Annotated in this window: 28 protein-coding genes; 17 read left to right on the top strand and 11 right to left on the bottom strand. The window is 61.4% G+C overall.

Features of this window, described 5'->3' with window-relative positions:
• Nucleotides 1-47: 47 nt before the first annotated feature.
• From HF955_RS01120 to HF955_RS01105, 4 genes are all read right to left on the bottom strand, one after another.
• A complete protein-coding gene (locus HF955_RS01120; protein ID WP_291077186.1) occupies nucleotides 48-527 on the bottom strand; it encodes a PaaI family thioesterase in 480 nt (159 codons plus the stop codon).
• Nucleotides 524-895 (bottom strand): tRNA-binding protein, encoded by a 372-nt coding sequence (locus HF955_RS01115; protein ID WP_291077185.1) that lies wholly within the window; start codon nucleotides 893-895, stop codon nucleotides 524-526. The genes HF955_RS01120 and HF955_RS01115 overlap by 4 nt, the downstream gene beginning before the upstream one ends.
• A gap of 3 nt (nucleotides 896-898) precedes the next feature.
• Nucleotides 899-1,666: an SDR family NAD(P)-dependent oxidoreductase gene (locus HF955_RS01110; protein ID WP_291077184.1), complete on the bottom strand. Its 768-nt coding sequence runs from the start codon at nucleotides 1,664-1,666 to the stop codon at nucleotides 899-901.
• An 84-nt stretch (nucleotides 1,667-1,750) separates the two neighbouring features.
• A complete protein-coding gene (locus HF955_RS01105) occupies nucleotides 1,751-3,409 on the bottom strand; it encodes a DUF262 domain-containing HNH endonuclease family protein (protein ID WP_291077183.1) in 1,659 nt (552 codons plus the stop codon).
• 112 nt (nucleotides 3,410-3,521) lie between these two features.
• Between HF955_RS01105 and HF955_RS01100 the strand changes: the two genes are divergently transcribed.
• The 3 genes from HF955_RS01100 to HF955_RS01090 all read left to right on the top strand — a co-directional run bounded on the left by HF955_RS01100 (nucleotide 3,522) and on the right by HF955_RS01090 (nucleotide 6,631).
• Nucleotides 3,522-4,358, top strand: a complete 837-nt coding sequence (locus HF955_RS01100; protein ID WP_291077182.1) for a fumarylacetoacetate hydrolase family protein — start codon at nucleotides 3,522-3,524, stop codon at nucleotides 4,356-4,358.
• A gap of 13 nt (nucleotides 4,359-4,371) precedes the next feature.
• A complete protein-coding gene (locus HF955_RS01095) occupies nucleotides 4,372-5,103 on the top strand; it encodes a hypothetical protein (RefSeq protein WP_291077181.1) in 732 nt (243 codons plus the stop codon).
• A gap of 298 nt (nucleotides 5,104-5,401) precedes the next feature.
• On the top strand, nucleotides 5,402-6,631 hold the full coding sequence (locus HF955_RS01090) for an EAL domain-containing protein (protein WP_291077180.1): 1,230 nt from the start codon (nucleotides 5,402-5,404) through the stop codon (nucleotides 6,629-6,631).
• Between the two features lie 10 nt (nucleotides 6,632-6,641).
• On the opposite strand, the gene HF955_RS01085 is transcribed toward HF955_RS01090, so the two are convergent.
• Entirely contained in the window at nucleotides 6,642-8,042 is a 1,401-nt protein-coding gene (locus HF955_RS01085) for a hypothetical protein (RefSeq protein ID WP_291077179.1), read from the bottom strand.
• Nucleotides 8,043-8,187: 145 nt separating this feature from the next.
• On the opposite strand from HF955_RS01085, the gene HF955_RS01080 reads away from it, so the two are divergent.
• The 10 genes from HF955_RS01080 to HF955_RS01035 all read left to right on the top strand — a co-directional run bounded on the left by HF955_RS01080 (nucleotide 8,188) and on the right by HF955_RS01035 (nucleotide 18,710).
• On the top strand, nucleotides 8,188-8,679 hold the full coding sequence (locus HF955_RS01080) for a hypothetical protein (RefSeq protein WP_291077178.1): 492 nt from the start codon (nucleotides 8,188-8,190) through the stop codon (nucleotides 8,677-8,679).
• Nucleotides 8,680-8,711: 32 nt separating this feature from the next.
• Nucleotides 8,712-9,563, top strand: coding sequence for a TIGR01459 family HAD-type hydrolase (locus HF955_RS01075; protein ID WP_291077177.1), 852 nt, complete (start codon nucleotides 8,712-8,714; stop codon nucleotides 9,561-9,563).
• A gap of 58 nt (nucleotides 9,564-9,621) precedes the next feature.
• Entirely contained in the window at nucleotides 9,622-10,053 is a 432-nt protein-coding gene (locus HF955_RS01070; RefSeq protein WP_291077176.1) for a MaoC family dehydratase, read from the top strand.
• Nucleotides 10,053-10,976: a riboflavin biosynthesis protein RibF gene (gene ribF, locus HF955_RS01065; RefSeq protein ID WP_291077175.1), complete on the top strand. Its 924-nt coding sequence runs from the start codon at nucleotides 10,053-10,055 to the stop codon at nucleotides 10,974-10,976. The genes HF955_RS01070 and ribF overlap by 1 nt, the downstream gene beginning before the upstream one ends.
• Before the next feature lie 83 nt (nucleotides 10,977-11,059).
• Complete coding sequence (locus HF955_RS01060; RefSeq protein WP_291077174.1) at nucleotides 11,060-11,596, top strand: hypothetical protein; 537 nt, start codon at nucleotides 11,060-11,062, stop codon at nucleotides 11,594-11,596.
• A 196-nt stretch (nucleotides 11,597-11,792) separates the two neighbouring features.
• Nucleotides 11,793-14,780, top strand: a complete 2,988-nt coding sequence (gene ileS, locus HF955_RS01055; protein WP_291077173.1) for an isoleucine--tRNA ligase — start codon at nucleotides 11,793-11,795, stop codon at nucleotides 14,778-14,780.
• Between the two features lie 49 nt (nucleotides 14,781-14,829).
• Complete coding sequence (lspA, locus tag HF955_RS01050; RefSeq protein ID WP_291077172.1) at nucleotides 14,830-15,345, top strand: signal peptidase II; 516 nt, start codon at nucleotides 14,830-14,832, stop codon at nucleotides 15,343-15,345.
• A gap of 42 nt (nucleotides 15,346-15,387) precedes the next feature.
• Nucleotides 15,388-15,885, top strand: coding sequence for a DUF3035 domain-containing protein (locus HF955_RS01045; RefSeq protein WP_291077171.1), 498 nt, complete (start codon nucleotides 15,388-15,390; stop codon nucleotides 15,883-15,885).
• A 49-nt stretch (nucleotides 15,886-15,934) separates the two neighbouring features.
• Nucleotides 15,935-17,290, top strand: coding sequence for a pitrilysin family protein (locus HF955_RS01040; protein ID WP_291077170.1), 1,356 nt, complete (start codon nucleotides 15,935-15,937; stop codon nucleotides 17,288-17,290).
• 1 nt (nucleotide 17,291) lies between these two features.
• Nucleotides 17,292-18,710 carry a pitrilysin family protein gene (locus tag HF955_RS01035; RefSeq protein ID WP_291077169.1) on the top strand — a complete coding sequence of 473 codons (1,419 nt, stop codon included), beginning with the start codon at nucleotides 17,292-17,294 and terminating at the stop codon, nucleotides 18,708-18,710.
• A gap of 10 nt (nucleotides 18,711-18,720) precedes the next feature.
• Here HF955_RS01035 and HF955_RS01030 read toward each other — a convergent pair whose 3' ends face one another.
• Together HF955_RS01030 and HF955_RS01025 are read right to left on the bottom strand one after the other, a co-directional pair.
• A complete protein-coding gene (locus HF955_RS01030) occupies nucleotides 18,721-19,671 on the bottom strand; it encodes an NAD regulator (RefSeq protein ID WP_291077168.1) in 951 nt (316 codons plus the stop codon).
• On the bottom strand, nucleotides 19,668-20,288 hold the full coding sequence (locus HF955_RS01025; protein ID WP_291077167.1) for an HD family hydrolase: 621 nt from the start codon (nucleotides 20,286-20,288) through the stop codon (nucleotides 19,668-19,670). Before HF955_RS01025 ends, HF955_RS01030 begins: the two co-directional genes overlap by 4 nt.
• A gap of 177 nt (nucleotides 20,289-20,465) precedes the next feature.
• Between HF955_RS01025 and HF955_RS01020 the strand changes: the two genes are divergently transcribed.
• Nucleotides 20,466-20,615 (top strand): hypothetical protein, encoded by a 150-nt coding sequence (locus HF955_RS01020; protein WP_291077166.1) that lies wholly within the window; start codon nucleotides 20,466-20,468, stop codon nucleotides 20,613-20,615.
• Nucleotides 20,616-20,632: 17 nt separating this feature from the next.
• Here HF955_RS01020 and HF955_RS01015 read toward each other — a convergent pair whose 3' ends face one another.
• The 4 genes from HF955_RS01015 to HF955_RS01000 all read right to left on the bottom strand — a co-directional run bounded on the left by HF955_RS01015 (nucleotide 20,633) and on the right by HF955_RS01000 (nucleotide 23,569).
• On the bottom strand, nucleotides 20,633-21,754 hold the full coding sequence (locus tag HF955_RS01015) for a beta-ketoacyl-ACP synthase III (RefSeq protein ID WP_291077165.1): 1,122 nt from the start codon (nucleotides 21,752-21,754) through the stop codon (nucleotides 20,633-20,635).
• A gap of 116 nt (nucleotides 21,755-21,870) precedes the next feature.
• Nucleotides 21,871-22,182, bottom strand: coding sequence for a hypothetical protein (locus HF955_RS01010; RefSeq protein WP_291077164.1), 312 nt, complete (start codon nucleotides 22,180-22,182; stop codon nucleotides 21,871-21,873).
• Nucleotides 22,183-22,185: 3 nt separating this feature from the next.
• On the bottom strand, nucleotides 22,186-22,764 hold the full coding sequence (locus HF955_RS01005) for a DNA-3-methyladenine glycosylase I (RefSeq protein ID WP_291077163.1): 579 nt from the start codon (nucleotides 22,762-22,764) through the stop codon (nucleotides 22,186-22,188).
• The gene (locus tag HF955_RS01000; RefSeq protein ID WP_291077162.1) at nucleotides 22,757-23,569 is read right to left on the bottom strand and encodes a folate-binding protein; all 813 of its coding nucleotides are present in this window, start codon (nucleotides 23,567-23,569) and stop codon (nucleotides 22,757-22,759) included. Before HF955_RS01000 ends, HF955_RS01005 begins: the two co-directional genes overlap by 8 nt.
• Before the next feature lie 107 nt (nucleotides 23,570-23,676).
• Here HF955_RS01000 and HF955_RS00995 point away from each other — a divergent pair, with 107 nt between their 5' ends.
• The 3 genes from HF955_RS00995 to HF955_RS00985 are packed head-to-tail and all read left to right on the top strand — an operon-like array spanning nucleotide 23,677 to nucleotide 26,377.
• A complete protein-coding gene (locus HF955_RS00995; protein WP_291077161.1) occupies nucleotides 23,677-25,011 on the top strand; it encodes a dihydroorotase in 1,335 nt (444 codons plus the stop codon).
• Nucleotides 25,008-25,595 carry a hypothetical protein gene (locus HF955_RS00990; RefSeq protein ID WP_291077160.1) on the top strand — a complete coding sequence of 196 codons (588 nt, stop codon included), beginning with the start codon at nucleotides 25,008-25,010 and terminating at the stop codon, nucleotides 25,593-25,595. The genes HF955_RS00995 and HF955_RS00990 overlap by 4 nt, the downstream gene beginning before the upstream one ends.
• Nucleotides 25,592-26,377: an ion transporter gene (locus HF955_RS00985; protein ID WP_291077159.1), complete on the top strand. Its 786-nt coding sequence runs from the start codon at nucleotides 25,592-25,594 to the stop codon at nucleotides 26,375-26,377. The genes HF955_RS00990 and HF955_RS00985 overlap by 4 nt, the downstream gene beginning before the upstream one ends.
• Nucleotides 26,378-26,404 lie beyond the last annotated feature (27 nt).

Below are 26,404 nucleotides of genomic sequence, written 5' to 3'. Positions count from 1 at the left end.
AGTGAACGGGCTGCCCGGAGGGAGGTTCCTGACGTCTTGATATTGCCCTATTTCGGCAAGGCGGCTTGCCCGAGTTCGTCGCGTGTGCGGATGGCCTTTGCCGCCGTGATGCGGGCCAGAAGGCGGCCCTTCTCGTCTTTCCAGTCCGCTTCAACGAGTCCTGTGGTGCGGCCACGGCTGACAAGGCGCCCCTCGATGGTGATGAGGCCGTGCGTGACCGGACGCAAGATGCGGGTCTGCAACTCCATGGTCGTGAACCATTCCCCATCCTTCAGCGCGCTGGCCATCGTGATGGAGACAATGTGGTCAGAGAAGCCCGCAACCCAGCCGCCAAAGGCGCGGTTGTCGCTGATGTCGCGATCCCCCGTATTTGGCCATTCATACCGGGTATAGCCATAGTCGAATTCCTTCAGCCACAGATCGGGCCGGATGCCCAGGTTCTGCAGCCCGACCGGTGGCTGCCAGGTGCCGTCGCGCAGATTTGTGAGAAAGGTCTGCGCCTGTTTTGACAAGGTGGGTTCGGTCATGCGAGGCGGGCTCCATTGGGGACAGGCTGGTCCGGCGAGAACAGCACGATCCTGTTATCCTGATCCGGGAAGCCGAGCGTCAGGACTTCAGACATGAATTTGCCGATCTGGCGGGGCGGGAAGTTGACGACCCCCGCGACTTGCTTCCCGACAAGATCTTCCGGTGTGTAGTGGTCCGTAATCTGTGCAGATGACTTCCGGATGCCGACGCCGGGACCGAAATCGATCAGCAGGCGAATGGAAGGTTTTCGCGCACCTTCGAGTGGCGCCGCTTCCACAATTGTGCCGACACGGATGTCCACCTGCCGGAATGTCTCAAAGCTGGTTTCGTCGGCAGGCGCCGAGTCGGGGGAGTCTGTGAGATGCATGGATCAGGTGACCGTCGTGCCGCCATCCACAACGACCATCTGCCCGGCCATGTAGGCGCCCGCCTTTGAAGCCAGGAATACGGCGGCCCCGGCAATGTCTTCCGGATCGCCGATCCGGCGCATCGGAGTGCCCTTTTCGATCCGCTCTGCCAGTTTCGGGTTCTCCCACAGCGCACGGGCAAAGTCGGTCTTGATGAGGCCGGGGGCGACGCAGTTCACACGAATGTTGTACGGTCCGAGTTCGATGGCGTAATTGCGGGCAAGCTGGAAGTCGGCGGCTTTCGAAATGTTGTAGGCGCCGATCGTGTCCGAGCCTTTCAGGCCACCGATCGAAGAAATGATCACGATGGCTCCGTCCTTGCGGTCCTTCATTTCCGGTGCGACGAGCTGGATCATCCAGTGATTGGAAATGATGTTGTTGGACAGGATTTTCTCGAAGGACTCGTCGTCGATCTCCTCGATCTTGCCGTAATAGGGATTGGAGGCCGCGTTGCAGACCAGAATGTCGATCTGTCCGAAGGAGTCGCGGGTCTTTTCGACGAGGGTCTTGAGGTCGTCCTTGGAGGAGATGTTGGCAGGAATCGCAATGGCGGTGCCGTCGCCATGCTTGGCATTGATCTGGTCTGCAACCTCCTGGCACGGGCCGGGCTTGCGGGACGAGATGACCACACGGGCACCCTGTTCGGCCATCTGTTCAGCGATCGCCTTGCCGATGCCGCGCGAGGATCCAGTGATGACGGCAGTCTTTCCGGTAAGGTCGAACAGGCTCATGATGGGCTCCCTTGATTATGTCTTTCAGGGAGTCGTTACCACAGAAGCCTGCGGCGAACAGGGGTTACGCCGGGACAGGCCGGGTCAGCCGAGTTGCCATTCCATCATCAGGATCTCTGCCAGCCGCTCGGTGCGCTTGCGAACCACTTCGGAGGTCCAGGCTTCCTGATCGACAAGGTCGCGGGTCAGCGCGAAATCCATGCCGCCACCGCCATTGAAATAGACCTCTTTCTTGGCCCGGTAGTCGAGCCGGTCCGCCTTCTGGTTCACCTTGTTGGTCAACAGCACGAAATTGCCGAGTGTGTCGCATTGTTCGCGTCGTTTTGCCGGGTCAGGCCAGGTGATCATCCAGTGGCTGTCATCGCTGATATTGCGCGGCAGGACGTGCTCCACCGTGGCATCGGACTGCGGCGGAATGGTGAAGCCGCCATCCAGCGCCGCGTTCAGGCGCAATGCCATGGAACGGCGCTGGCCGAAGGTCGCGAAGCGGCCGAGCATCCGGTCGAAGGCCCGGCGGCCCTCATCCTTGGTGATGTTGAACGGGCTGCCCCGGCCATACAGGCCCCGATCGTTCCCGATATTCTCATTGATCTTGTGGAAGCGTTTTGACCGTTGGTCGCGGTCCGTCAGCACAAGCATGACGATATAGGACAGCCGCTCCAGCTTGGTGAAGAATTCCGGAGCCGTGTCATGATCGACGCCCTGTTCAACGAGAAATTTGAGGGCCGGTGCGCGCCAGCTGGTCTGGTCCAGTGCCCGCATCTGGTTCAGCTTGTCACTGATCAGCTTGGCGTGCCGTCCCTCATCCACACTGGCTGTCGTGATCAGCTTGTAGGCGTCCACATAGCGCGGGAGAATCTCGTCCAGGAAACCACGCGCCGTGATCTTGGGAATGACATTCTTGAGGAAGCCGGTGATCAGTTCGCCCTTGGAGGATTTGTCGTAGATGGAGCGAATCTGACGCAGCAGGTCATCAAAGGCGCTGCCGCCCAATGCGGCTTCATGTTCGGCCCACCGCTCGGAATAATGGGCGGCTTCCTTGGCGGTGAATTTCGACCGCTGGAACAGTTCCGTCTTGATGATGTCGTGCGCTCCCGGTTCCTTGCCCCGGGTGTTGAGTACACGGAACACCTTGAAGCCCTGGTCCTTGTCGTTGACGACGACGCGTACAAGTGCACAGCGGTTCATGGCGACCTCGGCCAATTCATGATGGTCTTCGGCCGACAGGGCCCGGACGCGCTTCAGCAGGGTGCGCGCATTCTGCACCATGCGTTGCTGGCTGTCGCTCTCGCCGGTCTCGCCTTCAAGGCGCAGCGTGGCCCCGGGCGTCTGGATCATGTGCCGGAAGAAGGGACCGTCCATATGGTTCAGTTCCAGCCGCCAGCTGGCGGCCTCGCCCAGCATCGGACGGGCTTCATTGGCAATCAGAGCGTGAATGTCGGCGCTGCGCTTCGGATCGGTCTCGGTGTCCCGCAGCACGGCCAGCAGGATGGTGAGCGTTGTCAGGCGCTGCTGCCCGTCCACGATTTCGAGGACGCCTTCCTCATTACCCTTGTTCAGCACCACCGCGCCAATGAAGTGCGGCGTGCCGGTTTCGGCGGCGTCGAGGAGGTCTGTCAGCAACTCGCCTGCTTCGCGCTCGCCCCAGGAATAGCTTCTCTGGTAAGGCGGCATGCACAACCGCTCGCTGGGACCGAAAACACTCTTGAGTGAACTCTCCTGAGCACGTACGCCGAGATCCATAGGGGCTTCCTCTATACAAGCCTTCTGCCTAGCCCTTGCCAAGTGTCACCACAACGGCACATGAACGGCTGGTAAGGCGTTTCAGGGAATAGTGTGACAGGAGGGTAACGCAGTGAGACTGGTTCGGTTCGCGACGACAGATGGTGCGCGCTACGGAATTTTGACCGGCGAACACGTGACGCCGACTGAAGCCCGTACGCTTGAAGACGCCATGGCGCTTACAGGTTCCGACGCGCCGCCGGTGCCTCTGGCCTCGCTGGACCTGCTGGCCCCGGTGGAGCGCCCGCGCAAGATACTGGGCATTGGCGTGAACTATGCCGCCCATGCGGCCGAGAGTGTCAGCTTTGTGGATACCAAGGCCCCGCAGGTGCAGAAATGGTTCAACAAGCAGGCGACCGCAGCCAATGCTCCATTTGGCAAGGTGCATCTACCCAGGGTTTCGGATCAACTCGATTATGAAGTCGAGCTTGTGGTGGTGATCGGAAAGCATGGCCGCCACGTTCCGCGCGAGCGTGCGATGGACATCATTGCCGGTTTCTGTGTGGGCTGCGACTACTCTGTTCGGGACTGGCAGAAGGCGAGCCAGACAATGATCATGGGCAAGGGGTTCGACACGCATGCCCCCTTCGGCCCGGCGCTGGTCAGCCCGGATGAGGTGGCAGACCTGTCAGCGCTGCAATTGCGCAGCTTCGTGAACGGGGAACTTCGCCAGACCGGCCATGTCCGCGACATGATCCACGACATCCCCGCGCAGATCGCCCATCTGACCGCTGCGTTCACGCTGGAGCCCGGCGACCTGATCTTTACTGGAACACCTGCAGGCGTCGGCGCGGCCCACACGCCCCCGAAATGGCTCAAGGCCGGAGATCGCGTCCGTCTGGAGATCGACGAGATCGGCATGATCGAAAACGAGATCGTTCCTGAACCCGAGGGCATGAGAATCGGATAGGGCTGTCGGCGATATGACCTGGAAGACGTTCCTGTCCGGCGCCCTGATGGCCGTGTTGACGGCGTGCGGGGCGGCCGATGCGCCGACACCCGTAATGGATGGTCCGGTTGCGCCGCCCGTGGTGACGCCGACCGATTTCGCCTTCCTGCCGTGTGGCCCCCGCAAATTGCCCGCGCCGTGCACGATCCTGATGGCGGGAGGCAAGCGTGTGGTCATCGGCGCGCCCGCGGGGGTCACGCTCGACCTGTCGCCCGACCAGTTGCGAAATCTCGACGCGGTGCTGCTGTTGTCGCTGCGCGGCGAAGACGTCGAAGGACTTGATGAGTTGCGCAATGCCGCATGGCGTGCCGGTCATGAGGGGCCCTTGCCGGTGGCCGGGCCCGCAGGCACGGAGAACTTCATCGGCATCCTGAACCGGGCCTACGAGATTTCCGATGCGCTGATCTATGTGGAGGCCAAACCGTCCGGCGGGTTCGATTCTGCCTTGCTCGCGCTGTTGCCGGGCAATGGTAAACAGGTGGCCACCGTTTTCGACACCGGCGATCTGCGCATTCACAAGGTGGAAACCGGCACGGACCGGGCAGCCTATCTGATGGATTATGCGGGCCAACGGGCTGTTGTGTCCGGATGTGGCGCCGCGCTGGCAGAGGCATTTAGCAAGGATGCGGACCATGAACTGGCCTGCGAATCGGATTGGCCTCTGAACGAACCGGTTTTCGTGTCGAACACCCACGCACAGCCCTGAAACACCTGAATTCGCTGTTTTTCCACAGATGATTGCGAATGGGTCTCCGTGCAGGCCTGGCGGCCCTGATTCCGGGTTTCAGCAGTGTCGCAGAGGGGCCGAACCCGGGCGCCCGCGCACGCAGCACCTTGTCCAAGTGCGCGACCCCTGCCATGCTTGGTCAGCTGGGATTGTGGCTTGTTTGCAACGGCGCTGTGACGGAAAGACCGCAGTCGACAATTTCCTTCAATTCCTCGCAATTCGTTAACCAATTGGGCCTAGCTGTTAACATTCATGGGTTGTATCGGGTGCTGACGTAATGACTTTCGTTCTGTTTCTCCTCTACGCAGCGATCGGCGGCGGTGTCGGCTATGGCGTGTTCACGCTGACTGATGTCGGCATGCCGATGTCGATTGCCGCTGGCGCGATCGCGACCGGCCTGCTGGGTCAGGTCCACATCCTGATGAAGGCCGGCCGGTCCAGCCGCCGTCTGGATGAGCGCATGGACCAGGTCGAGCGGACCGTCCGGGATTCGTCTGAACGGGTTGAGGTCATGGAAGCCCGCACCGATGCGGTGGAGGCCACCGTCAAGCACGAGCTGACCGAGCGCCGGGATGCGCTGGTGACCGAAATGAAGCAGCTGGAAAGCCTGATCGACCGGCTGTCCAAGAGTTTCGAGAACAAGCTGGCCGAGACCAGCAATGGCGCGGTCATGGCGCCCGAGGAAGACGCAATCCTGCGTGATGTGCGCGATGCGCTGAAGGATGGCCGGGTGGATCTGCACCTGCAGCCGATCGTGTCGCTGCCGCAGCGCCGTGTGTCCTTCTATGAAGGCTTTACGCGCCTTCGCCGTCCGGACGGCTCGCTGGTGCTGCCGGCGGAATTCCTGGATGCTGCGCGCCGCGCCAAGCTGATGGGCATCATCGACAATTTCACACTGTTCCGCTGCGTCCAGATCGTGCGCCGCCTGGCCGAACGGGATCGCCGGGTCGGCGTGTTCTGTAACATCTCAGCATCCTCGCTCGAAGACACGACCTTCTTCCCGATGTTCCTGGACTTCATGACCGAGAATCGCGACCTGTCAGGCGCGGTGATATTCGAGATCACGGCCGACCGGTTCGAGACGCGCTCGCGCGCCATGCGGGACAATATGGACAAGCTGACAGCGCTCGGGTTCCGCTTCTCGATCGACCATGCCGACAGTTTGGAACTGGACCTGCCGCGGCTTCAGTCGGCCGGCATCCGCTTTGTGAAGATGAACGGCACGCTGCTTATGGAACAGCTGCGGGACCCGACCGGCCCGCGCCCGGTGTCTTCAATCAATCGCCGCGTTGATGGCGAGGAGGTCAGCGCCGTCTTCTCCCGCTATGGCGTGACCGTGGTGGCGGAAAAGATCGAGGACGAGGCCAGCGTGGTCGAGATTCTCGAATACGACATTCCCTACGGCCAGGGCCATGTGTTCGGCGCGCCACGTCCGATCAAATCCTCCCTGATGGAAGAAACCGCACCGCCGCAGGAACTGGTCCAGCGGCTATCGAATTTCGGCTAGGCAATATACGTCATTCGGCTTCGCTGGAGACAGCTGACGTGCCACCGCCCGGAGCGGAAGCCGTTACTGTCCGCTTCGCTTGGCAGGCGGCAAGCTGCGCCTCTGTCTGGGCATCCAGATTGGCTGTGCGAACACTCTCGATCATGCGGAGATGGCCGTTGTCTTTCGTCGACAGCACAAAGGTCAGCCAGTTCTCCTCGGCGTCCGTGGCGGTATAGCTGACGGATGATGGCGCCTCATCGTCGGTCGGGTCTGCCTCGGTCAGCGAGCAGATTTCGCCAAGCCTGAACCATTGACTGTCCCGCTGGCCGTCCGTCTCGAGCCAGCCGCCGAAGAAGCGGTCTGTCAGCATCGAGCCGCCCTTGGCAATCGAATAGGTGCCGTAGGAGTAGAACATCAAGATGGTCTCTTCCGGCAGTAGGTACTGCTCGCCCAACAGCCAGTGTCTTTGCGACTTGGTTACGGCATCGCCGGGCACAACACGGTCCTGAATACCATTGTTCGCCGCGACCCGGCTCCAGTCGATTGCACGGTTTTCCCGGCACGCATCGGCGACCTCCTGATCCTGATGGCGGCTGTTCAGGCGATTGAAACGTTCCAGAAAGCGCGCGGGCGCATTCTGCGAAACCGGCAGGAAAACCTCGGCGGAGGGATCCGTTTCGCCGGCTTCATAGAACACGTAATAGGCCGGGGTGAGCCAGTCTCCCTCAGTGCGTTGTTCCACCCGGCATACCTCACCGAGGGCGACCCAGGAGGATACGAGTTCCCCGTCATCGTCGACATGCCAGCCGCCCACGTACTTGTCTGTCAGCAAATTGCCGTCTTCGCGGATTGAGGCGATGGCATCCGAGTAGAAATAGATGGGGAGTTCAGACCGGAAGAGAAATTTCTGTTCGATCATCCAGTCGAGATGCGCAGGCGGAATGTCGGACCCGGCCACCATTTCGACGTCGATGTCGGAATTTTGATGCCAAACCATCAGGACGACGAGCCCAAGACACACGGGGGCCATCAGCCCGGCCACGGCCCAACGCAGGACGCCGTTCCCCCGTACCGGGAGGCCTTGAGGCTTCTGCGCGCGCCAATAGGCAAATGCATGCCAGGTTCCGAAGGTGAGCGCACCGGCGTGGAGTGCGGTGATGACGACCGTGCCCACAGCCCATCCACCCACAAACGGCCCCGAACCCATCAACAGCAAGAGCAGGATGAACGCGCTGCGGGACGCATTGTAGGCCCCGATGGCACACACGGTCATGATCGCGCCAACCACGACCAGGCCAAGGTACAATTCCTGGTTCGCCTCTGTGCCGGCAAACAGCGCAGCCGTCCCACTGAGCAAGGAAAACGCCCCAAGGCACAAATAGATGATGGCGATGATGCGAAATCGCCTGAAATGCTCTGTGCTGCCCATTACCCGTCCATCATTCACAACCCAACATGGAACATGGCAGAAATTTCCCGGAGATAAAACCGTCTGGTCAGGCCATTCCGCGCAAGCCCGGTCTTTGTCCCGCCGCAATTGAATGGTGACATGACGGGACGTGGGAGGACGATCAATGCGTTTTGCAATCACACTTTTCCTCGCGGCCGCCATTGGCGGACTGTCCCATGCCGATCAGATTGCGATCATACGTGCAGACCTGCCGGGACCCATTCCCCATGAGGCGCCAATCGCGCTTCAGGGCTTGCGCGAAGGGATCGTGCTGCTGGACCTGCGGATCGCGCCGGAGCTGGAGCCGAGCGTGGTGCTGTCGGATGGCCGCTATGGCAGCCTGGAGGGATGCGAGTTCGGCCCGGTCGACGCCAAGACGGTCGTGGTTGGAACCGGATCCAATCACATGATCCTGGAAGTAAGGATGGGAAATTCAGACCTGCATGCGGCGAACCTTGTGTCCTGCAACTATGATCCAGCACTGATCACCGAGTCGGGAGCCGGACACATGACCCGGGTGAAGGGATGCTTTCTCGCGCATGCCGTATCGATCCCGACGGCGGTTCACTGGCGGCTCAATCCATTGCCAGCGGAGGCCTGCGGTTTTGGTGATTGACCGCCCAAGCCGCGCACCCTAGGTCGAAACATATGACTGAATTGAAATTTCCGGGCGGCCTGTCCGAGATTGCGGACCGGTATGATGCCGTCCTGTGTGATGTCTGGGGCGTCATCCACAATGGACGTGCAGCCTTTGACGCAGCGTGTGACGCCCTGGTGCGGTTTCGCGAAGGGGGCGGCAAGGTCTGCCTGATCACCAATGCGCCTGTGCCGAAACAGCAGGTGATCGACTATTTCGAACCCCTTGGCGTGCCTGCCGCGGCCTATGATGATTGCGTGTCTTCCGGCGATGCCACGCGGGAAGAATTGCAGCGTCGCAAGGATCAGGTCTTCTGGCGGATGGGCGTCAATTCACGATGGGAGCGCGACCCGTTCCTGTATGAAGGGCTGGACCTGTCCTTTGGCGAACCGGAGGAGGCCGATGTGCTGCTGTGCGTCGGGCTCAGGGACTCGCTGAATGACCACCCGTCAGATTATGCCGACGAGATGCGTCCCGGCGTGGATCGCAACATCCCGATGATCTGTGCCAATCCTGACAAACAGGTGCGAATTGGCGGCAAGCTCCACTGGTGCGCCGGCGCGCTGGCCGAATTGTACGAAGACATGGGGGGCCGCGTCATCTATCCCGGCAAGCCGCATGCCGCCATTTACGAGCTCGCAATTGCACGGCTGGGGACGGCTGCCGAAAACAGGGGGCGGATTCTCTGCATCGGCGACAGCCCGACCACCGATATGCGCGGGGCACGCCTGCAGGGATTTGACGGCCTGTATGTCGGCACCGGGCTGAAAGAGCATGGACAGGATTTTCAGACAGAGGTGGCGGACCTTCTGGCCGACTATGGCGAGATCGCCACCTATGCCATGACTGGCCTCAGATGGTGACGTGTTGCGCTGCAGCGTGTAACGAAACTGCCGAAAAGCAATCAGGAGCCCCAGCGGGATGAGCGTATTTACCGGTTACAAGTTTGAAGACCTCGACATCGGCATGTCTCACGAGACGGTCCACATCATCACCGAAAACGACATTCAGCGGTTCGCGGAAGTGTCAGGGGATTTCAATCCGTTGCACATGTCGGATGAATTCGCGGCACAAACCGTGTTCGGCAAGCGGATCGCCCATGGTGCGCTGACGGCCAGCTATATTTCCGGCATCCTTGGCAACAATCTGCCGGGCCCCGGCGCGATCTTTGTCGGCCTGTCCATGCGCTTCAAGCGCCCGGTTCATATTGGTGACGAGGTCACGGTGCGCGCGGAAGTCTCGGAGAAGAAGGCGCGCGGCAACCGCGTGACTCTGAAGGTCTCATGCACCGTGGATGGCAAGCGGGTCATTACCGGCGAAGCCGAAGTGGTGGCGCCGAGCCGGGAGGCCTGATGCCTGTCTTTGCCGATTATCGCGGCCTGCCGGCCTCCGCACGCGGCGCGTCGATTGCCCTTGGCAATTTCGACGGCCTGCATGCGGGCCACAGGGCCGTGATGTCGGCGGCGCGGGAAGCGGGCGAGGGCGCCTTTTCAGTTGCCACGTTCGAACCGCCGCCACATGCCTATTTCCGGCCGATGGACCCGCCGTTCCGCATATTCCGCCCGGAACGGCGCAATGAAGCGATCCTGGGCGAGGGCGCCGATGCGGTGTTCGAGCTGCCCTTCAATGGCGAAATGGCTTCGAAGACGGATGAGGAATTTGTCCGCCAGGTTCTGGTGGACGGTTTGGGGGTCAGTCATGTCTCCGTCGGGTTCGATTTCCGATTTGGCCGCGGCCGGATGGGGCATGCCCAACGTCTTGCCAGTCTTGGCCGCGCGCTCGGATTTGGCGTCACGATTGTCGAGGAAGTGAAGGCGCTGTCCGAAAAGGCCTCCTCGACTGCAATCCGGCAGGCGCTTCGGGCGGGCGAACCGGAAGTGGCCGCCGAGATACTGGGCCGGCCCTGGGTGGCAGACGGGCCGGTCATGCAGGGCGAGCAGAACGGCCGAAAGTTCGGCTACCCCACCGCCAACACAAATCTTGGCGAACTGATTCATCCCAAGCATGGCGTCTATGCCGTGCGCGTGCGCATTGACCGGGACGGCGACTGGATGCCCGGCGTGGCCAATTTCGGGCGGACACCGACCACAGGGCTGCGCGATCCGCTTCTGGAGGCGCATATCTTCGATTTTGACGGTGACATTTATGGCCGCTGGATCGAGGTCCAGATGATCGCCTATCTCCGGCCAGAACTGCATTTCGAGACGGTAGAGCTGATGACGGTCCAGATGGGCAAGGATGTGATCGAGGCGAAAAAGAAGCTGGTGGCCAGCTGATCGGCAGGCCAGCTTGCCCGCCTGTCAATTCACCGCCACATTCATCCCCTAGGTGATTCAACGCAATGGTTTGAGGGACGGCCATGTTGAAACTGATCGTGAGTGCGGGCCTGGTTCTGGCTGCCGCAATGCCAGCCGGGGCACAATCCGGTACGCCGGAACCGGAGACTCCTGAACAGATCGAACTGGTTCAGTCGGTTTCGATGGACGATCTCCGGCAATTGTTGACCGATCTCGATGCAAAATTCATCGCGGCGGGACGCACCGGCGACGGCGCTCCCTTTGTATTCGGCCAGTTCGATGAAGGGCTGACGTTCGGCGCCTATGCCGTGTGTGCCATTCCGGATGGATCGGATTGCCGCGGCCTGGAATTGATGGCGGTTTACGGCTCCAGGGCGGAATCTGAGGAGATTGCCGGGATTGACCGTGATTATCCTGCCATCTCTCTATACAAGTCCGATGGCCAGAAGGTGCGGGTGTCACGCTATGTCATTCTCGATCACGGGGTCAGCTGGGCCAATCTGGTCGAGAATGCGCGTGTGTTCCACACGCTGTGCGGCAAGGTATCGGAACGGCTGGCCGGGCTGGTCGAGCCCGAGGCCCCGCCTGAATGGGAATAGTGACTCGTTAAGCCGCGCCTGCTAGGCAGGCGGCATGGCACGGATATGCTGCATTCGAATTAGCCGCCCGGCTGCGCGCTGACCCGGTTTTCCCGGGGCCGCGAAGCCGGGAGCCCATGCTCTGTACGCATGAAAAAAAGCCGTGGCCATTGCCCGGCATTTCCGTAAAACACGCCAAAACTGCCATAGGCCCGACATGACCGATTCCCTGACCGACCGCGATTATCGCGACACGCTGTTCCTGCCTGCCACCGAGTTTCCGATGCGGGGCGGGCTGCCCAAGCGCGAGCCCGACTGGATCAAGCGCTGGGACGAGCTGAACCTGTATGAAAAGCTCCGCGCCGATGCGAAGGCGCGCGGGGCGAAGCCGTGGATTCTGCATGACGGCCCGCCCTATGCGAACGGCCATATTCACCTCGGCACGGCGATGAACAAGATCGTCAAGGACATCATCGTGCGCTCGCACCAGATGACCGGGCATGACGCCTCCTACCTGCCGGGTTGGGACTGTCACGGCCTGCCCATCGAGTGGAAGGTGGAGGAGGAGTTCCGCTCCAAGGGCAAGACCAAGGATGACGTCGCGCCCGGAGATTTCCGCGCCGCCTGCCGGGCCTATGCCGGCAAATGGGTAGACGTGCAGAAGGCGGAGTTCCGCAATCTCGGCATTGAGGGCGAGTGGGACAATCCGTACCTGACGATGAAATTCGAGAGCGAAGCCTCCATCGTGGGCGAGTTCCTTCGCATGGCGATGGGCGGCACGCTGGTGCGCGGCGCCAAGCCGATCATGTGGAGCCCGGTAGAACGCACGGCGCTGGCCGAAGCGGAAGTGGAATACCACGACCGCAAGGTGCCGGTGATCTGGGTGAAGTTTGGTGTTCCGTCGCGTGATGATGGTGCACAGCTGGTCATCTGGACCACGACACCGTGGACGATCCCTGCCAATCAGGCCGTGTCCTACAGTACTGGCATTTCTTACGGGCTCTACGAAGTCGAGACCGTGATGAGTGAGGAAGAGCTTGGATTTCCTCCGTACGCCGCGACGGGTGACAAGCTGATCCTTGCGGACAAGCTGGCAAAAGACGTCCTCGACGCTGCCAAGGTGACCGGTTTCAAACGCGTGGAAGACGTGGATCCGGCATCGCTGGGTTCGCTGACCCATCCGCTGGCGGGGGTGGACGCGTTCTTCCAGCATGAGGTGCCTTTGCTCGCGGGCGAACACGTCACCGATGATGCGGGTACGGGCTTCGTACATACGGCGCCGGCGCATGGTGAGGACGACTTCAATGTCTGGATCGCGTCCGGGCGCAAGGCTTCTGATATTCGCGACATCGTGAATCCGGATGGCGCTTATCAGCACCCGGAGCTGCCGGAGGCGCTGCAGGGGCTCGATATCATCCGCACGTCCGGCAAGAAGCGGGGCGAGCAGGGCAAGGCGAACCCGGAAGTCATCAAGCTGCTGGCCGAGAGCGGGAACCTGCTCGCGCGCGGCATGACGACGATCCGCGACGCGCATTCCTGGCGCTCCAAGGCGCCGGTGATCCGCCGTGCGACGCCGCAATGGTTCATCTCGATGGACAAGCCGGGCCCGAACGGCAAGAGCCTGCGCGAGAATGCGCTGAAGGCCATCGAAGACACCGAATTCTTCCCGGCAGTTGGCCGCAACCGGCTGCAGGCCATGGTGGAGGGCCGTCCGGACTGGCTGATCTCCCGCCAGCGCAACTGGGGCGTGCCGATCACAATCTTCGTCAACAAGGATGGCCAGCCGCACACGGCCGCGCTGGCTGCCGATCAGGCAGAGCAACTGAACGAAGCCATCAAGGCGGCGATCGCACAGGGCGGCGTCGAAGCCTGGTTCGATACGCCTGCGGAAGACTTCCTGTCGCCGCTCGGCCTGTCGGCCAATGAGTGGGACAAGGTGACGGACGTTCTGGATGTCTGGTTCGACTCCGGCACGACGCATGCCTTTGCCCTGCGTGAGCGCGGCATCATCGATGCGGAGACCGGGCAGGCGGACCTCTACATGGAAGGCTCTGACCAGCATCGCGGCTGGTTCCAGTCCTCCCTGCTGGAGAGCTGTGCGACGCGCGGCATGGCGCCGTACAAGCAGGTGCTGACGCATGGCTTCATCGTGGACGCCGACGGCAAGAAGATGTCGAAGTCGATCGGCAACACGATCGAGCCGCAGGAAATCCAGAAACAGTACGGCATCGAAATCCTCCGTATCTGGACGGCGTCCGGCGATTATACCGAAGACCTCCGCATCTCCGACGAGATCATCAAGGGATCGGTCGAGACGTATCGCAAGCTGCGCAACACGGTGCGCTACCTGCTTGGCGCGCTGGATGGCTGGAGCGAGGCCGAAGCCCTTCCGCATGACAAGATGCCGAGCCTTGAGCGTTGGGTGTTGCACCGTCTCGCGGAACTGGATGACCAGGTCCGTGCCGCCTACAATGTCTATGACTTCAAGCGCGTCATGGCGCTGTTGATCAATTTCGCAGGCGTTGATCTTTCGGCGGTCTATTTCGATATCCGCAAGGACAGCCTCTATTGTGATCCGCGCTTCGACACCGAGGCGGCCTGGGACACGGACACCGCTGTGTATGGCAACCGCCGCCGCGCCGCGCGCACGGTGATGGCCGCCGTGCTGGAACGCCTGTTGACCTGGCTGGCCCCGGTCATGCCGTTCACGATGGAGGAAGCCTTCCTCGAAAGCCACATGAAGGACCGTGCCGAGTCGGTGCACCTGCTGCAATTCCCGGAAACGCCGGAGGGCTGGAAGGATGATGCGCTCGCCGCACGCTGGGCGAAGATATTTACGGTGCGCCGCGTTGTGACCGGTGCGCTGGAAGTGGAACGCCGTGAGAAACGGATCGGTGCTTCGCTGGAAGCAGCGCCGAAGGTCCACATCGCCGACCAGGCCTTGATCGAGGCATTTGACGGGGAAAGCCCGGCCGACATCTTCATCACGTCCGGCGCCGACCTTGTGCATACGTCGAACGGCAATGGCGGCGGATTCACGCTGGACGACACGGCCGGGGTGGTCGTGTATCCGGAAAAGGCAAGTGGCATCAAATGCCGCCGCAGCTGGAAATATTTCGATCCGGCCACCGCCGATCCGGCGTTCCCCGACATCACGCCGCGTGATGCGCTGACCGTGAAGGCCTGGGACAAGGTTCACGGCTGAGTGCGGGGAATCGCTTGATCGACACGGCTGAAGCTGCAATCTGCGCGGGATGATGCTGATACGCGACAAACTCTGGGCGCTGGCCCTGATCCCGGTCTTCGTCCTGGTGGACCAGTGGTCGAAATGGCTCGTGCTCGGCGAGCCGCGCTTCAATGCCCTGACCTGTCTGGAGACGCGTCAGGGGTGTGGCCATATCCCGCTGCCCGGCCCGATCGACCTGTCCATGGTGTGGAACCGGGGCATGAGCTATGGCCTGTTCCAGTCCGAGGGGCTGGGGCGCTGGCTTCTGGTCGTGGTGATGCTGGTGATCGCCGTCGGCTTCCTGTACTGGCTTGTGCGGTTTGCCGACCATTGGCTGCTGAAACTGTCCCTCGCCATGGTGGTTGGCGGGGCATTCGGCAATGTGATCGACCGGATCCGGTTCGGCGCGGTTGTAGACTTCATAAACGCCGGTGACCTGTATTTTCCATGGGTCTTCAACGTGGCCGATGCTGCAATTAGTGTCGGTGCAGTCTTGCTGTTTGTGGACCAGTTCTTACTGTCGGGCCGGAAACAGGCTAAGTAGCAGTCTTGAGTGTATTAACCGTGATGGCGAGGACGCCCTGATATGAAGAAACAGATTCTCCTTCTGGCCGCTGGAGCCGCGCTGGCCGCTGCGCCGGCCTGCACGTCGTCCAATGGCAGCGGTGCCCGCACGCCCGACGAATTCCGCGTTGTCACCATGGCGCCCCTGACGGTGCCGCCGAACTACAAGCTGCGTCCGCCACAGGCAGGGGGTGCCCTGCCGCCGGAACTGGACGGTTCGCGCGCAGAAGTCACCGCGGCCTTCGGTTCGACCATTGGCCGCAATGCCAGCGCCTCCGAGCGCGCCCTGGTGGCCGCGGCAGGGGCAAATGCCGTTGACCCGGTCATTCGCACCCAGGTCGACTATGAAGAGACCAAGACGATCCGCAAATCCGCCAGTATCGCAGACCGTATCCTGTTCTGGCGCAGCGATGATGAGGAAACGGCCGAAGCACTGGCCACCGACAATGCCACCGGTGGAGAGCCAGTCGTGATCGAGCGGTCCAGCGAGGCACCGCGTATCAAACTGCCGGGGACCTGATCCGCCCCAAACAGCCATGTCGTTCGAACAGCCGAGAGGAACCAAGCCCATGAAACGGATACTTGCCGGGGGGCTTGTCGCGCTCTCGGCTCTTGTGAGCAGCGCTGTGGCCGAAGAGGCCGAATGGGCCCCGACCACGTTCAGCCTGGACAATGGCATGGATGTGGTGGTCATTCCTGACCATCGTGCGCCCGTTGTCACGCACATGGTGTGGTACAAGGTGGGCGCCGTGGATGAAGCCGAAGGCAAGTCCGGCATCGCCCATTTGTTTGAGCATGTGATGTTCAAGGAGACCGATGATCTGGCGCCCGGCGAATTCGACGATATCGTTTCGCGCAATGGCGGGGTCAGCAACGCCTTCACCAGCTGGGACTATACCGCCTATTTCGAGCGGGTGGCGAAACAGCATCTCGGCACGATGATGGCACTCGAAGCCGAGCGGATGACCGACCTGATCATCAATGACGATCCGGACGGTCCGTTCATTTCCGAGCGGGATGTGGTGAAGGAAGAACGCCGCCAGCGCATCGACAACAATCCGGGCGTGATCCTGCAGGAAATGGTCCTGTCGGAACTGTGGAAGGGCCATCCCTACGAAATCACGGTCATCGGCAAGATGGATGAAGTGGCTGCGCTCACGCCGGAAGACGGCATGGCCTTCTACAAGGAATATTACAGCCCGGAAAACGCAATCCTGGTCGTGGCCGGGGATGTGACACCCGAAGAGGTTCGTGTTCTGGCGGAAGAGCATTACGGCCCGATCGCGCCGACGGGCACCGCACATGGCGAACGGAAATGGGCGCCAGTCCCCTTGCTCAGCGAGACCCAGGAACTGGTCTATTCCGACCCGAAAGTGCGCCAGCCCAGCTGGAGCCGATATTATTCCGGCACGTCCGAGACCCGCGACCGCGAACTCTCCTATGCGCTTGACGTTGGCCTGGAAGTGCTAGGCGGGGGCATGACCAGCCGACTCTACCAGTCGCTGGTTGAAGAGCAGAAGCTGGCGATCAATGCCAGCACGTTTGCCTGGACCACGCTGCATGATGAAGGACCAGCCGTGATCTCGGCCAGCCCCGCACCGGGCGTGCCGCTGGACGAGCTGGAAGCCGCCATCATGGCTGAAGTGGAGACGGTGCTCGAGGAAGGCTTCACCGATGCAGAGGTCGAGCGGGCGCGCAACAAGCTGGCTGCGCAGGCCATCTATGCGCGCGACAGCCAGTCCTACATGGCCAATACGTTCGGATCGACGCTGGCCCTGGGCGGATCCGTCGAGGACGTTCTGAACTATCCCGATGGCATGCGGGCGGTGACAACCGAACAGGCGATTGCCGCAGTCCGTCAGGTCTTCGGTCCGGATCGTCACTATATTGAAGCGCACCTGCTGCCGGCTGAGGGGGAGTCCTGAGATGAAACCGAGTGAACTCGTGATTGGCGCCGTCCTGGCCCTGAGCCTGAATGCCTGCACATCCCTGGATACAGCGCCGGCCGAACCGGCTGTAACGCCTGACGCTGCGGCGCTGGATGTCCAGCCGGCAGAACCGGGCCTTGAGACGACGGTCTATGCCGGCGACTTTGTCGAGATCCAGCAATTCGTCACGCCGGGCGGCGTGTCGGTCTGGCTGGTCTCGGAACCTTCCATTCCGATCCTGTCGGTCGCCATGGCCTGGGAAGGTGGCTCGGCGGCCGACCCGGACGGGCTGGAAGGTCTGGCCGATGCGGTCGTCTACCATATGAATGAAGGGGCTGGTGACCTCGACTCGCTTGCCTATCAGACCCGGATGGAAGAGCTGAACATGAGTTTCGGCTGCAGCGCATCCGACGATTGGACCTCCTGTTCAGCGTCCATGCTTACCGACAATGCTGCTGACGCGATGGACCTCGTCGCCCTGTCGTTTGAGTCGCCGCGGTTCGATGACGGGCCGTTTGCCCGGTTCGTGCGGGAACGTGAAGTGTCGTTGAACACGCGTGAGACCAATGCGCGCTACCTTGCCAACCGGGCGGAGGCACAGGCGCTGTATCCGGACCATCCCTATGCCAGGGAGACGTCGGCCGAGAGCATTGCTGCCCTGACCCCGGACCTTGCCCGGGATCACATGCGCCAGCTGATGGTGAAGGACCGTTTGATCGTAACGGCGGTTGGGGCGGTCACGCCGGAAGAACTCGCCCCGATGATCGACAAGGTGGCAGCCAATCTGCCGGACAGCAGCGATCTGCCTGAAATCCCGGAGATCAGCTTCACGACAGACGACACGTTCGACCCGATCATTGTGGACCTTCCGCAACCCCAGAGCCTCGTGAATTTCGTGGCACCCGGACTGAAGCGGGAAGATCCGGATTTCTTTTCCGCCTATGTGCTGAACTACACGTTCGGCGGCGGCGGATTTGGCAGCCGGCTGATGGACACGCTGCGGGTCGAAAAGGGGCTGACCTACGGAGTCTATACGTGGCTGACCTTTAGCGACAATATCCAGACCTGGAGCGGCAGCGGACAGACCAAGAATGAAAGCGCCGGAGAATTCATCGAGGCGCTGATGGCCGAGACCGCGAAAATCGGCGAGGCCGGAATCACGGAAGAGGAACTGGCGGACGCCAAGGCCTATCTGACAGGCTCCTATCCGTTGGCCTTCGACTCGAATGCCAAGATCGCCGGCCAGATGATGACCGTGCGTCAGGAAGAGTTGGGCATCGACTATTTTGACCGGCGCAACACGCTGATCGATGCGGTGACGCTGGAAGATGTGAACCGGGTTGCTGCTGAATTCCTTCAGCCGGAGAATTTCAGCGTCATCGTGGTTGGCCAGCCGCAAGGGGTCGACGCGGAATAGCGATTGCGGCCTAGTCCGCGCTCCGGCGGGGTGCGGACAGGCCCGTCGTGGCGGAGCCGAACATGCTGTCCCGATTGTAGCTGTAAAGCTCGGCCGGGCGCCCGCCGGTGCTTGTTTCCATTGCCCCGGTTCCGACGACAAACCCAGTCTTGTCCAGTGCGCGACGGAAATTCTGCGTGTGCAGGGACAGGCCGAGAATGCCTTCCACTACGCGCTGCAGCGCTGACAGGGTAAACCGGTCCGGCATCAGCTCAAAAACGACCGGGCGATATTTGAGTTTCCCGCGCAAGCGTGAAATGGCCGTCGCCAGAATGCGGCGGTGGTCGGATGCCATCGGCTCGCCGAGACGGACATCCGGCTTCGGCAATCCGGCATCCCGGGCGCATTCGATGACGAGCCCCGCTTCATAGAGCAATTCGTACCGGTCCAGCACGCGCTCCTCGATCCAGCGAATTCCGTCCAGCGCAAACGCGGCGCGGGCCCGCTCCATGCGACGTTCATTTCCGGCCGCCCAGGTCATGAGGCGCGGGGCAATCTGGCTGTCGATGATGTCCGGCCGGCCATTGCGATGATCTTCCCACGGAAAATACCTGTACCAGCTCTGCCAGCGGGCTTCGAAGGAGTCTCCGGCGGGACGTGCATCCGGTGTCAGCGCCAGATACCCGACCGAGATCACGCGCGCATTCGGCGCAGCGCCCGCAAGGGTGGCTTCCGGCGTTTCGCGGTCCTTGTCGCCAAACGTGTAGAGCTGTTCGACATAGCCGAGTTCAAAACCTGTCTGCTCGCGTACCCAGCCACGCAGCGACAGGTCGAACGTCCGGTGACGGTCCGGATCAAACACGCCGAAGGGCAGGGCGTCCTCGCCTGTTTCCCGGCGGGTGACCAGGACGAGGGGGCTGTCCGTCTCAACAGCCACCATCACGGCTGACAGGCCGATCAGGAGGGGCGATGCCGGGCTCATGCGGCAACCTCGATCTGCTTGTTGATCTGGGCGTAGCGTTTCAGGAATGCGGTCTGGGCGTCGGGCACGGATTTCGGTGCCAGGCGCAGGCGCGTGCCGTCAGGGGGCGTGCCGAACAGCCGGTTCGCTTCGTCCTCTGAGAACCCTGCGAGTTGTACCGCTTCACTCCAGGCGCAGATGAGGTCGGCCTTCTTGATCAGGCGTTTCAGTCTTTGCGGAGTCACCGGACGCAGTCCGAAACGGATATGGATAGCCTCTTGTAGGCGGCCTTCAATCGACTTGTATCCTTCGCCCAGCAGTGCCTTGAAGGGAGAGATCATGTCGCCAATCACGTATTCCGGACTGTCATGCAGGAGGGCTGTCAGACTCTGCTGAGGCGTAAGTTCCGGTTGCAGCGTGCGGCAAATCTGTTCAACCAGCACAGAATGTTCGGCTACGGAGAATGCGTGTTCGCCGCGCGTTTGACCGTTCCATCGCGCCACGCGGGCAAGACCGTGGGCAATATCCTCGATTTCCACATCCATTGGGGAGGGATTCGCAAGATCCAGCCGTCGGCCCGACAACATGCGTTGCCAGACACGGGGGGCCTTAACAGATTGCTTCGCGCGAGAGGTCATCACTACCTTATTTAAAGCTTTCGAAACACTGGTAAAGAAACGGAGGCATTCCGGTTACGAACTCGTCGCTTTTCTGCCCCGATTGGCAAATGCGCTGTTAAGCGGTTTGGGGCAAAAGGGTCAGGTGAACAAGGGCCGCGTTCAAGCATTCGCGGCCGCCGACAACAAGAGGTGACCATGCTGGATTCTTTGACGAGTGTTGTATCTACCCAGGCTCTGGCGTTCGGGGTCCTGCTGATCGGATGCAGCATTGTCGTCGTGGAAGCCGTGCGCGCCAGCAAGGAAATCCTCTGGGGCGACATGTTCATGGACGATCTCGACGACTAGTCGGCCCCTGGTCCTGATCAGGCCGTTTTCTCCACAAACACCGTCCCAGCCGAATACCCCGCTCCGAAGGAGCAGATCAGGCCGCGCTCACCCGCCTTGAAGTCACCGGAATTCTTGTGGAAGGCAATGATCGAGCCGGCAGATGAGGTGTTCGCATAGGTGTCGAGCACGGTTGGGCTTTCCTCGTCCGTGGCCTCGCGACCCAGAACTTTCGAAGAGATGAGCCGGTTCATGTTCGCATTGGCCTGATGCAGCCACATGCGGCGCAGACCGTCTTTGGCAATGCCGAGTTCATCCATCTGGGTCGAGATCATGGTAGCCACCATGGGCACGACTTCCTTGAACACTTTCCGGCCTTCCTGGACAAAGAGCTTGTCGGGCGCATCGATGCCCTCCGGGGCGGCGCGGTTCAGGAACCCGAAATTGTTGCGGATATTGTTCGAGAACTGGGTCTTCAGCTTCGTGCCAAGAATTTTCCAGTGACCGACCGGCGCGATGCTCTCTTCCTCCACCAGAACGGCGGTCGCCACGTCTCCAAAGATGAAATGGCTGTCGCGGTCGGTAAAGTTCAGATGCCCTGAACAGATTTCGGGATTCACGACCAGAACCGATTTGGCGCTGCCCGAGCGGATGAAGTCTGCCGCTGTCTGAATTCCGAAAGTTGCGGAAGAGCAGGCGACGTTCATGTCGAAGGCAAATCCACCGCAGCCCAGCGCGTCCTGGATCTCGACCGCCATGGCAGGGTAGGCGCGCTGCATGTTGGAGGCGGCGCACAGGACGGCGTCCACATCTTCCGGTTTCCGGCCGGCACGCTCCAGGGCGTCGCGGGCCGCATTCACGGCAATCTCTGCCAGAACCGAGATCTGCTCATTGGGGCGTTCAGCGATGCGGGGCGCCATGATATCCGGATCCAGAATCCCGGCCTTGTCGATGACATAGCGGGATTTGATACCGGAGGCCTTCTCGATGAACTCCACGGAGGAATGAGTTTTCGGCTCAACCAGCCCGGCGCTGATGTCGGCGGCCCATTCGCGGTTCCAGTTGTCGGCCCAGGTGTTGTAGCTGTCCACCAGTTCCTTGTTGGAAATGGAGTTGGGCGGCGTCCAGAGACCTGTCGCCGAAATTACGGGTGTGTTCATACCGTCCTCTAATCCAGGGCCTCCGCCACGCGGTCAGGCCCTGTTCGACTCCTGAAATTGGTTTTGCGGCAGTTTTGGTCGACTTGTTCGGTTTTGCAAGCCTTGGCAGCTGTTGGCTATTGAGGCGCGCGCAATCCTGAATCGGTTGTTTCGCGGGCATCTTCGCGTGAAATGCCCTGGGCTTCGCGTATGGCTTCGCGCTCTTCCGCCGCTTTCCGATCGGCTGCCCGTGAGGCAGCTTCACGATCCTGGCGCGCTTCCAGCAGGGCGATTTCGGTCTCGATGCAGCGGTCCCGTGTCTCCGGATTGGGCGCTGTCCGGCACCGGCTCCAGGCTTCGGCACGATTGGCCTGATCCCTCGACGACGTGGCACAGCCCGCCAGTATCGGCGCAATCAGCAGGGCGGCAGCAAACAGCGGGGCTTTCATCACTTACATCTCCTGAACGGCCGAATGTCTGGGACAGGCTACATCATGGTCATTCACCATGCCAACAGCCTGGGCCCATGCATAGACAATGGTCGGGCCAACAAATTTGAATCCGCGTTTCTTCAGATCCTTCGACAGGGCAGCGGACCAATCGGTCTGGGTCGGTGCCTCCCGGAAATGGGTCCAGCGGTGCACGATGGGGCAGCCGCCCACCGCTTGCCAGCAGTAGTCCGAGAAGGACTGTCCAGCCTCTTCCATGGCCAGAAACGCCTGCGCATTGCCAATCACGGCGTCGACCTTTTTGGGGCTGCGTATGATGCCGGGATTCTTGAGGGCTCTGGCGGCGCGGGCCGGTGTCCATCGGGCCAGCTTTTCCGGATCGAACCCGTCAAACTCCTCCCGTATGCTGTCGCGCTTGCGCAGGATCGTGATCCAGGCGAGCCCGGCCTGCATGCCGTCCAGTTGCAGCTTTTCCCATAGGGTCCGGCCATCCCGCTCCGGTACGCCCCATTCCGTGTCGTGATAGGTACGATACAGGTCGTCCGACACGGGCGCCCAGGCGCAGGGAAAGGAATCAGTCATCGGCTGGCTCCGCGACGTGACTGTCGATTTCCGCGCGTTGCCAGTCAGTCAGGTCGAATGTAACGGGCGCGCCATTGCAGGTGAATTGCGCGCCGTCCTGTTCAGCCTTTGCCAGCCGGTCCGTGCGGACGAGCGCCAGTCCTGTCGTGCCGGCAACACTGGTGACCGTGCCGACCGGAGTGCCCGCCAGGATATCGGCGCCGGGGGTCAGCTTGTCGCCACGCAGCTTTACCGTGCGCTTGCGGATCTTGCCCTTGCGTTTCATGCGGCTGGCCACTTCCTGACCGACAAAGCAGCCTTTCCTGTAGTCGATGCCGCCCATCATATCCATGTTGATGTCGGTCGGGAAAACCTCGGCTGCGCGATAATCGGCCCCCCATTCCGGCACGCCGGCAGCAATGCGGGCAGCATGCCATTCCTCCTCAGGCATGGTGATGGCAGACACTCCGTCTGGCGTGATGGCCCGGTGTGGCATTTGCGGCGACCGGACATCAATCCAGCTGCCTTCGGTCACGACATCTCCGGTCAGGCGCTCGATTGCGACATCGCTGCGCATCCTGAACATTTTCAGCCGCTTTTCGAGATCGTCGGCCGCGTCCGCATGCACATCCAGATAGATATTGTCGAGCGCCAGCATCGCCAGATAGTCGGCGATCACCTTGCCCTGTGGTGTGAGCAACGCGCCATACCGCATTTCACCCGTCTGCCAGTTGTCGACCGAATGAGTGACCGTCCGCCCCAGCAGAAGCAGCATGTCTGGGCCGCTCAGGCGGAGGATGGCGCGGTTCGGGAGAATGCGTTTCATATGCCTGTTGTAGGAAGGGTATTGACCCATCTCAAGAGGCGGTTGCCATGGCATGATACGGAAAACCACCCTTGACTTGACCCCTTCGGAAGCACACCCCATTCGCCATGACCTATGATCTGATCCTGAAAGGCGGCACCGTCGTTTCTCCCGGCGGCATGGTGCAAACCGACATTGGCGTGGTGGGCGAGCGCATCGCCCATATTGGCGATCTGACCGGCGTGGATGCCGGCGAGACATATGATGCCACCGGACTGCACATCCTGCCCGGCGTCATCGACAGCCAGGTACATTTCCGGGAACCTGGCCTGGAGCACAAGGCAGACCTCGAGACCGAGGCCCGCTCCGCCGCGCTCGGCGGCGTTGTGGCCGTGTTCGAGATGCCGAACACCAACCCGTCCACGATCACGCCGGATGCGCTGACCGACAAGCTGGCCCGCGCGAAGGGGCGTATGGACACAGACCATGCCTTCTATGCCGGGGCGACCCACGACAATACCGACCTCCTGCCTGAAATGGAGCAGATGCTGGGCTGTTGCGGTGTGAAAGTCTTCATGGGCGCCTCGACCGGCGATCTGCTGATCCAGGATGATGAAGGGGTTGAAGCCGTGCTGCGCGCCATCAAGCGCCGGGCGGCATTCCATTCCGAGGACGAGTATCGTCTCGAGGAGCGCCGCAGCCTGGCTGTGCAGGGTGACTGGCAGAGCCATATCGTCGTGCGCGATGTGGAGGCCGCTGTCAGCTCGACGCGCCGCCTGCTGCGCCTGGCGCGCAAAACGGGTAAACGGATCCATGTCCTGCACATTTCAACCGCCGAAGAAATGGAATTGCTGCGGGACGCCAAGGATCTTGCCAGCGTCGAAGTCCTGCCGAACCATCTCACGCTGGCCGCGCCGGATTGCTATGAACGCCTGAAAGGCTTCGCCCAGCAAAATCCGCCGGTGCGCGAACAGCGCCATCAGGATGCACTCTGGCGCGCACTGAATGCCGGCATCGTGGATGTGCTGGCCACCGACCATGCGCCGCACACGCGCGAGGAAAAGGAGCGGCCCTATCCCGCGTCACCCTCCGGCATGCCGGGTGTTCAGACACTCGTGCCGGTCATGCTGACCCATGTGAACAATGGGAAGCTCAGCCTGCAGCGCTTTGTCGAACTGACCAGTGCCGGGCCGCAGCGTGTCTTCGGGCTCGCTGACAAGGGCCGCATCGCGGAAGGCTATCATGCCGATTTCACGGTGGTGGACCTGAAGCGCAAGGAAACCATCACGCATGACTGGACGAAGTCGAAATGCGGCTGGACGCCCTATGACGGGTTCGAGGCGACCGGCTGGCCGGTAGCGACCATCATCCGCGGAGGCTTTGTCATGCGGGACGGTGAAATCGTTCGGAAAGGTGGTGGCCAGCCCGTTCGCTTCAACGAGACACTGGAGCCGATGGGGTGATCCCTGCGCCGCTGCTGAGCGGATTGCGCGCGCGCCACGCCGAGCCGCAGCGCCACTATCATACATGGGCGCATGTCGAGGCTCTGCTGGGCCATTACCAGCGCTGGAAAGCGGAGTTCCACCGGCCAGAGCCGGTGCTGTGGGCGCTCTACTGGCACGATGCGATCTATGATCCGGCTGCACGGGATAATGAAGAACAGAGCGCCCGGCTGCTGGAGCATGATGCGGCCGGGCATCTCACGGCTGGTGATCTGGCCTTTGCCGCCACCATTATCCGCGCCACAGCCACCCATACTGTGCCGGACGGCCTGGCCGAACATGACGCGGCGGATCTGTCCCTGTTTCTCGATCTCGATCTGGCGATCCTGGCGGCGCCCCGGCCCGTCTACGACCGGTATGAACAGGATATCCGCGCCGAATATGCCTTTGTCCCGGAAGAGCAGTTTCGCGCAGGCCGGTCGGCGATCCTGAAGGGTTTCCTGCAGCGGGAACGGCTTTACTTCACGCCGCTGGCCCATAGAGAATGGGAAGAGGCGGCCCGCGCAAATCTCGCACGGGCGGTTGCGGCGCTGGAGGGGGCATGAAGAAGGAACGCAAGGGGCTCAATCGGGCACTGTTCTGGCTGTATGAGGGCACGGGCCGTTGGCCGTTCCTGTTCCGCTGGGCCATGCTGGCCTTCGACGTCATTACGATCGGATATTTCCTGTGGGCGCCCTTCGACCAGCGCGACCGCACGCACTTCGCCATCGACTATGTCATCGGCAGTGTGATCCTGGCGGACCTGCTGGCCCGCTTCTACATCGCACGCCATCGTTGGAATTTTGTGGTCCGCCCGATCAACATCGCCGATCTGATCGTGGTGATCACCATGTTCGCGCCGCTTCTGGTATCGAATTTTGCCTTCCTGAGGGTCCTGCGGGCGGTACGGGCAATCCGCGCCTTTACCTTCATCAAACGGGTGAAAGTGATCACGCCCTTCTTCCAGCGTCACGAACGGATCATCGACAAGGTGACCAATCTCGTCGTGTTCGTCTTCATCATGGCGGCGCTGGTCTACTCGACCCAGGTCGGCATCAATGACGGCATCCACACCTATATCGACGCGCTCTATTTCACAGTCACCAGCCTGACGACAACCGGGTATGGCGATGTACTGATGGTCGGCCCCGGCGGAAGGTTGCTCTCCATCATTGTCATGGTGCTGGGCCTGACCCTGTTCCTGCAATTGCTGCGCACCATTGTGGAGCCGCGCGACAAGGTGGAGCAGGAGTGCGAGGAGTGCGGTCTGCGTTTCCATGAACGCGACGCGGTGCATTGCAAGCATTGCGGAGAAGTGATCCATATCCCCACACCGGGCTTCGAATAGGCCGGACAGAAAAAACCATCACGGGAA

The organism is Hyphomonas sp., from assembly GCF_017792385.1.
GTDB lineage: Bacteria > Pseudomonadota > Alphaproteobacteria > Caulobacterales > Hyphomonadaceae > Hyphomonas.
Note: the sequence above shows the minus strand (reverse complement) of the source record. Positions and strands in the feature narration are given on the sequence as shown.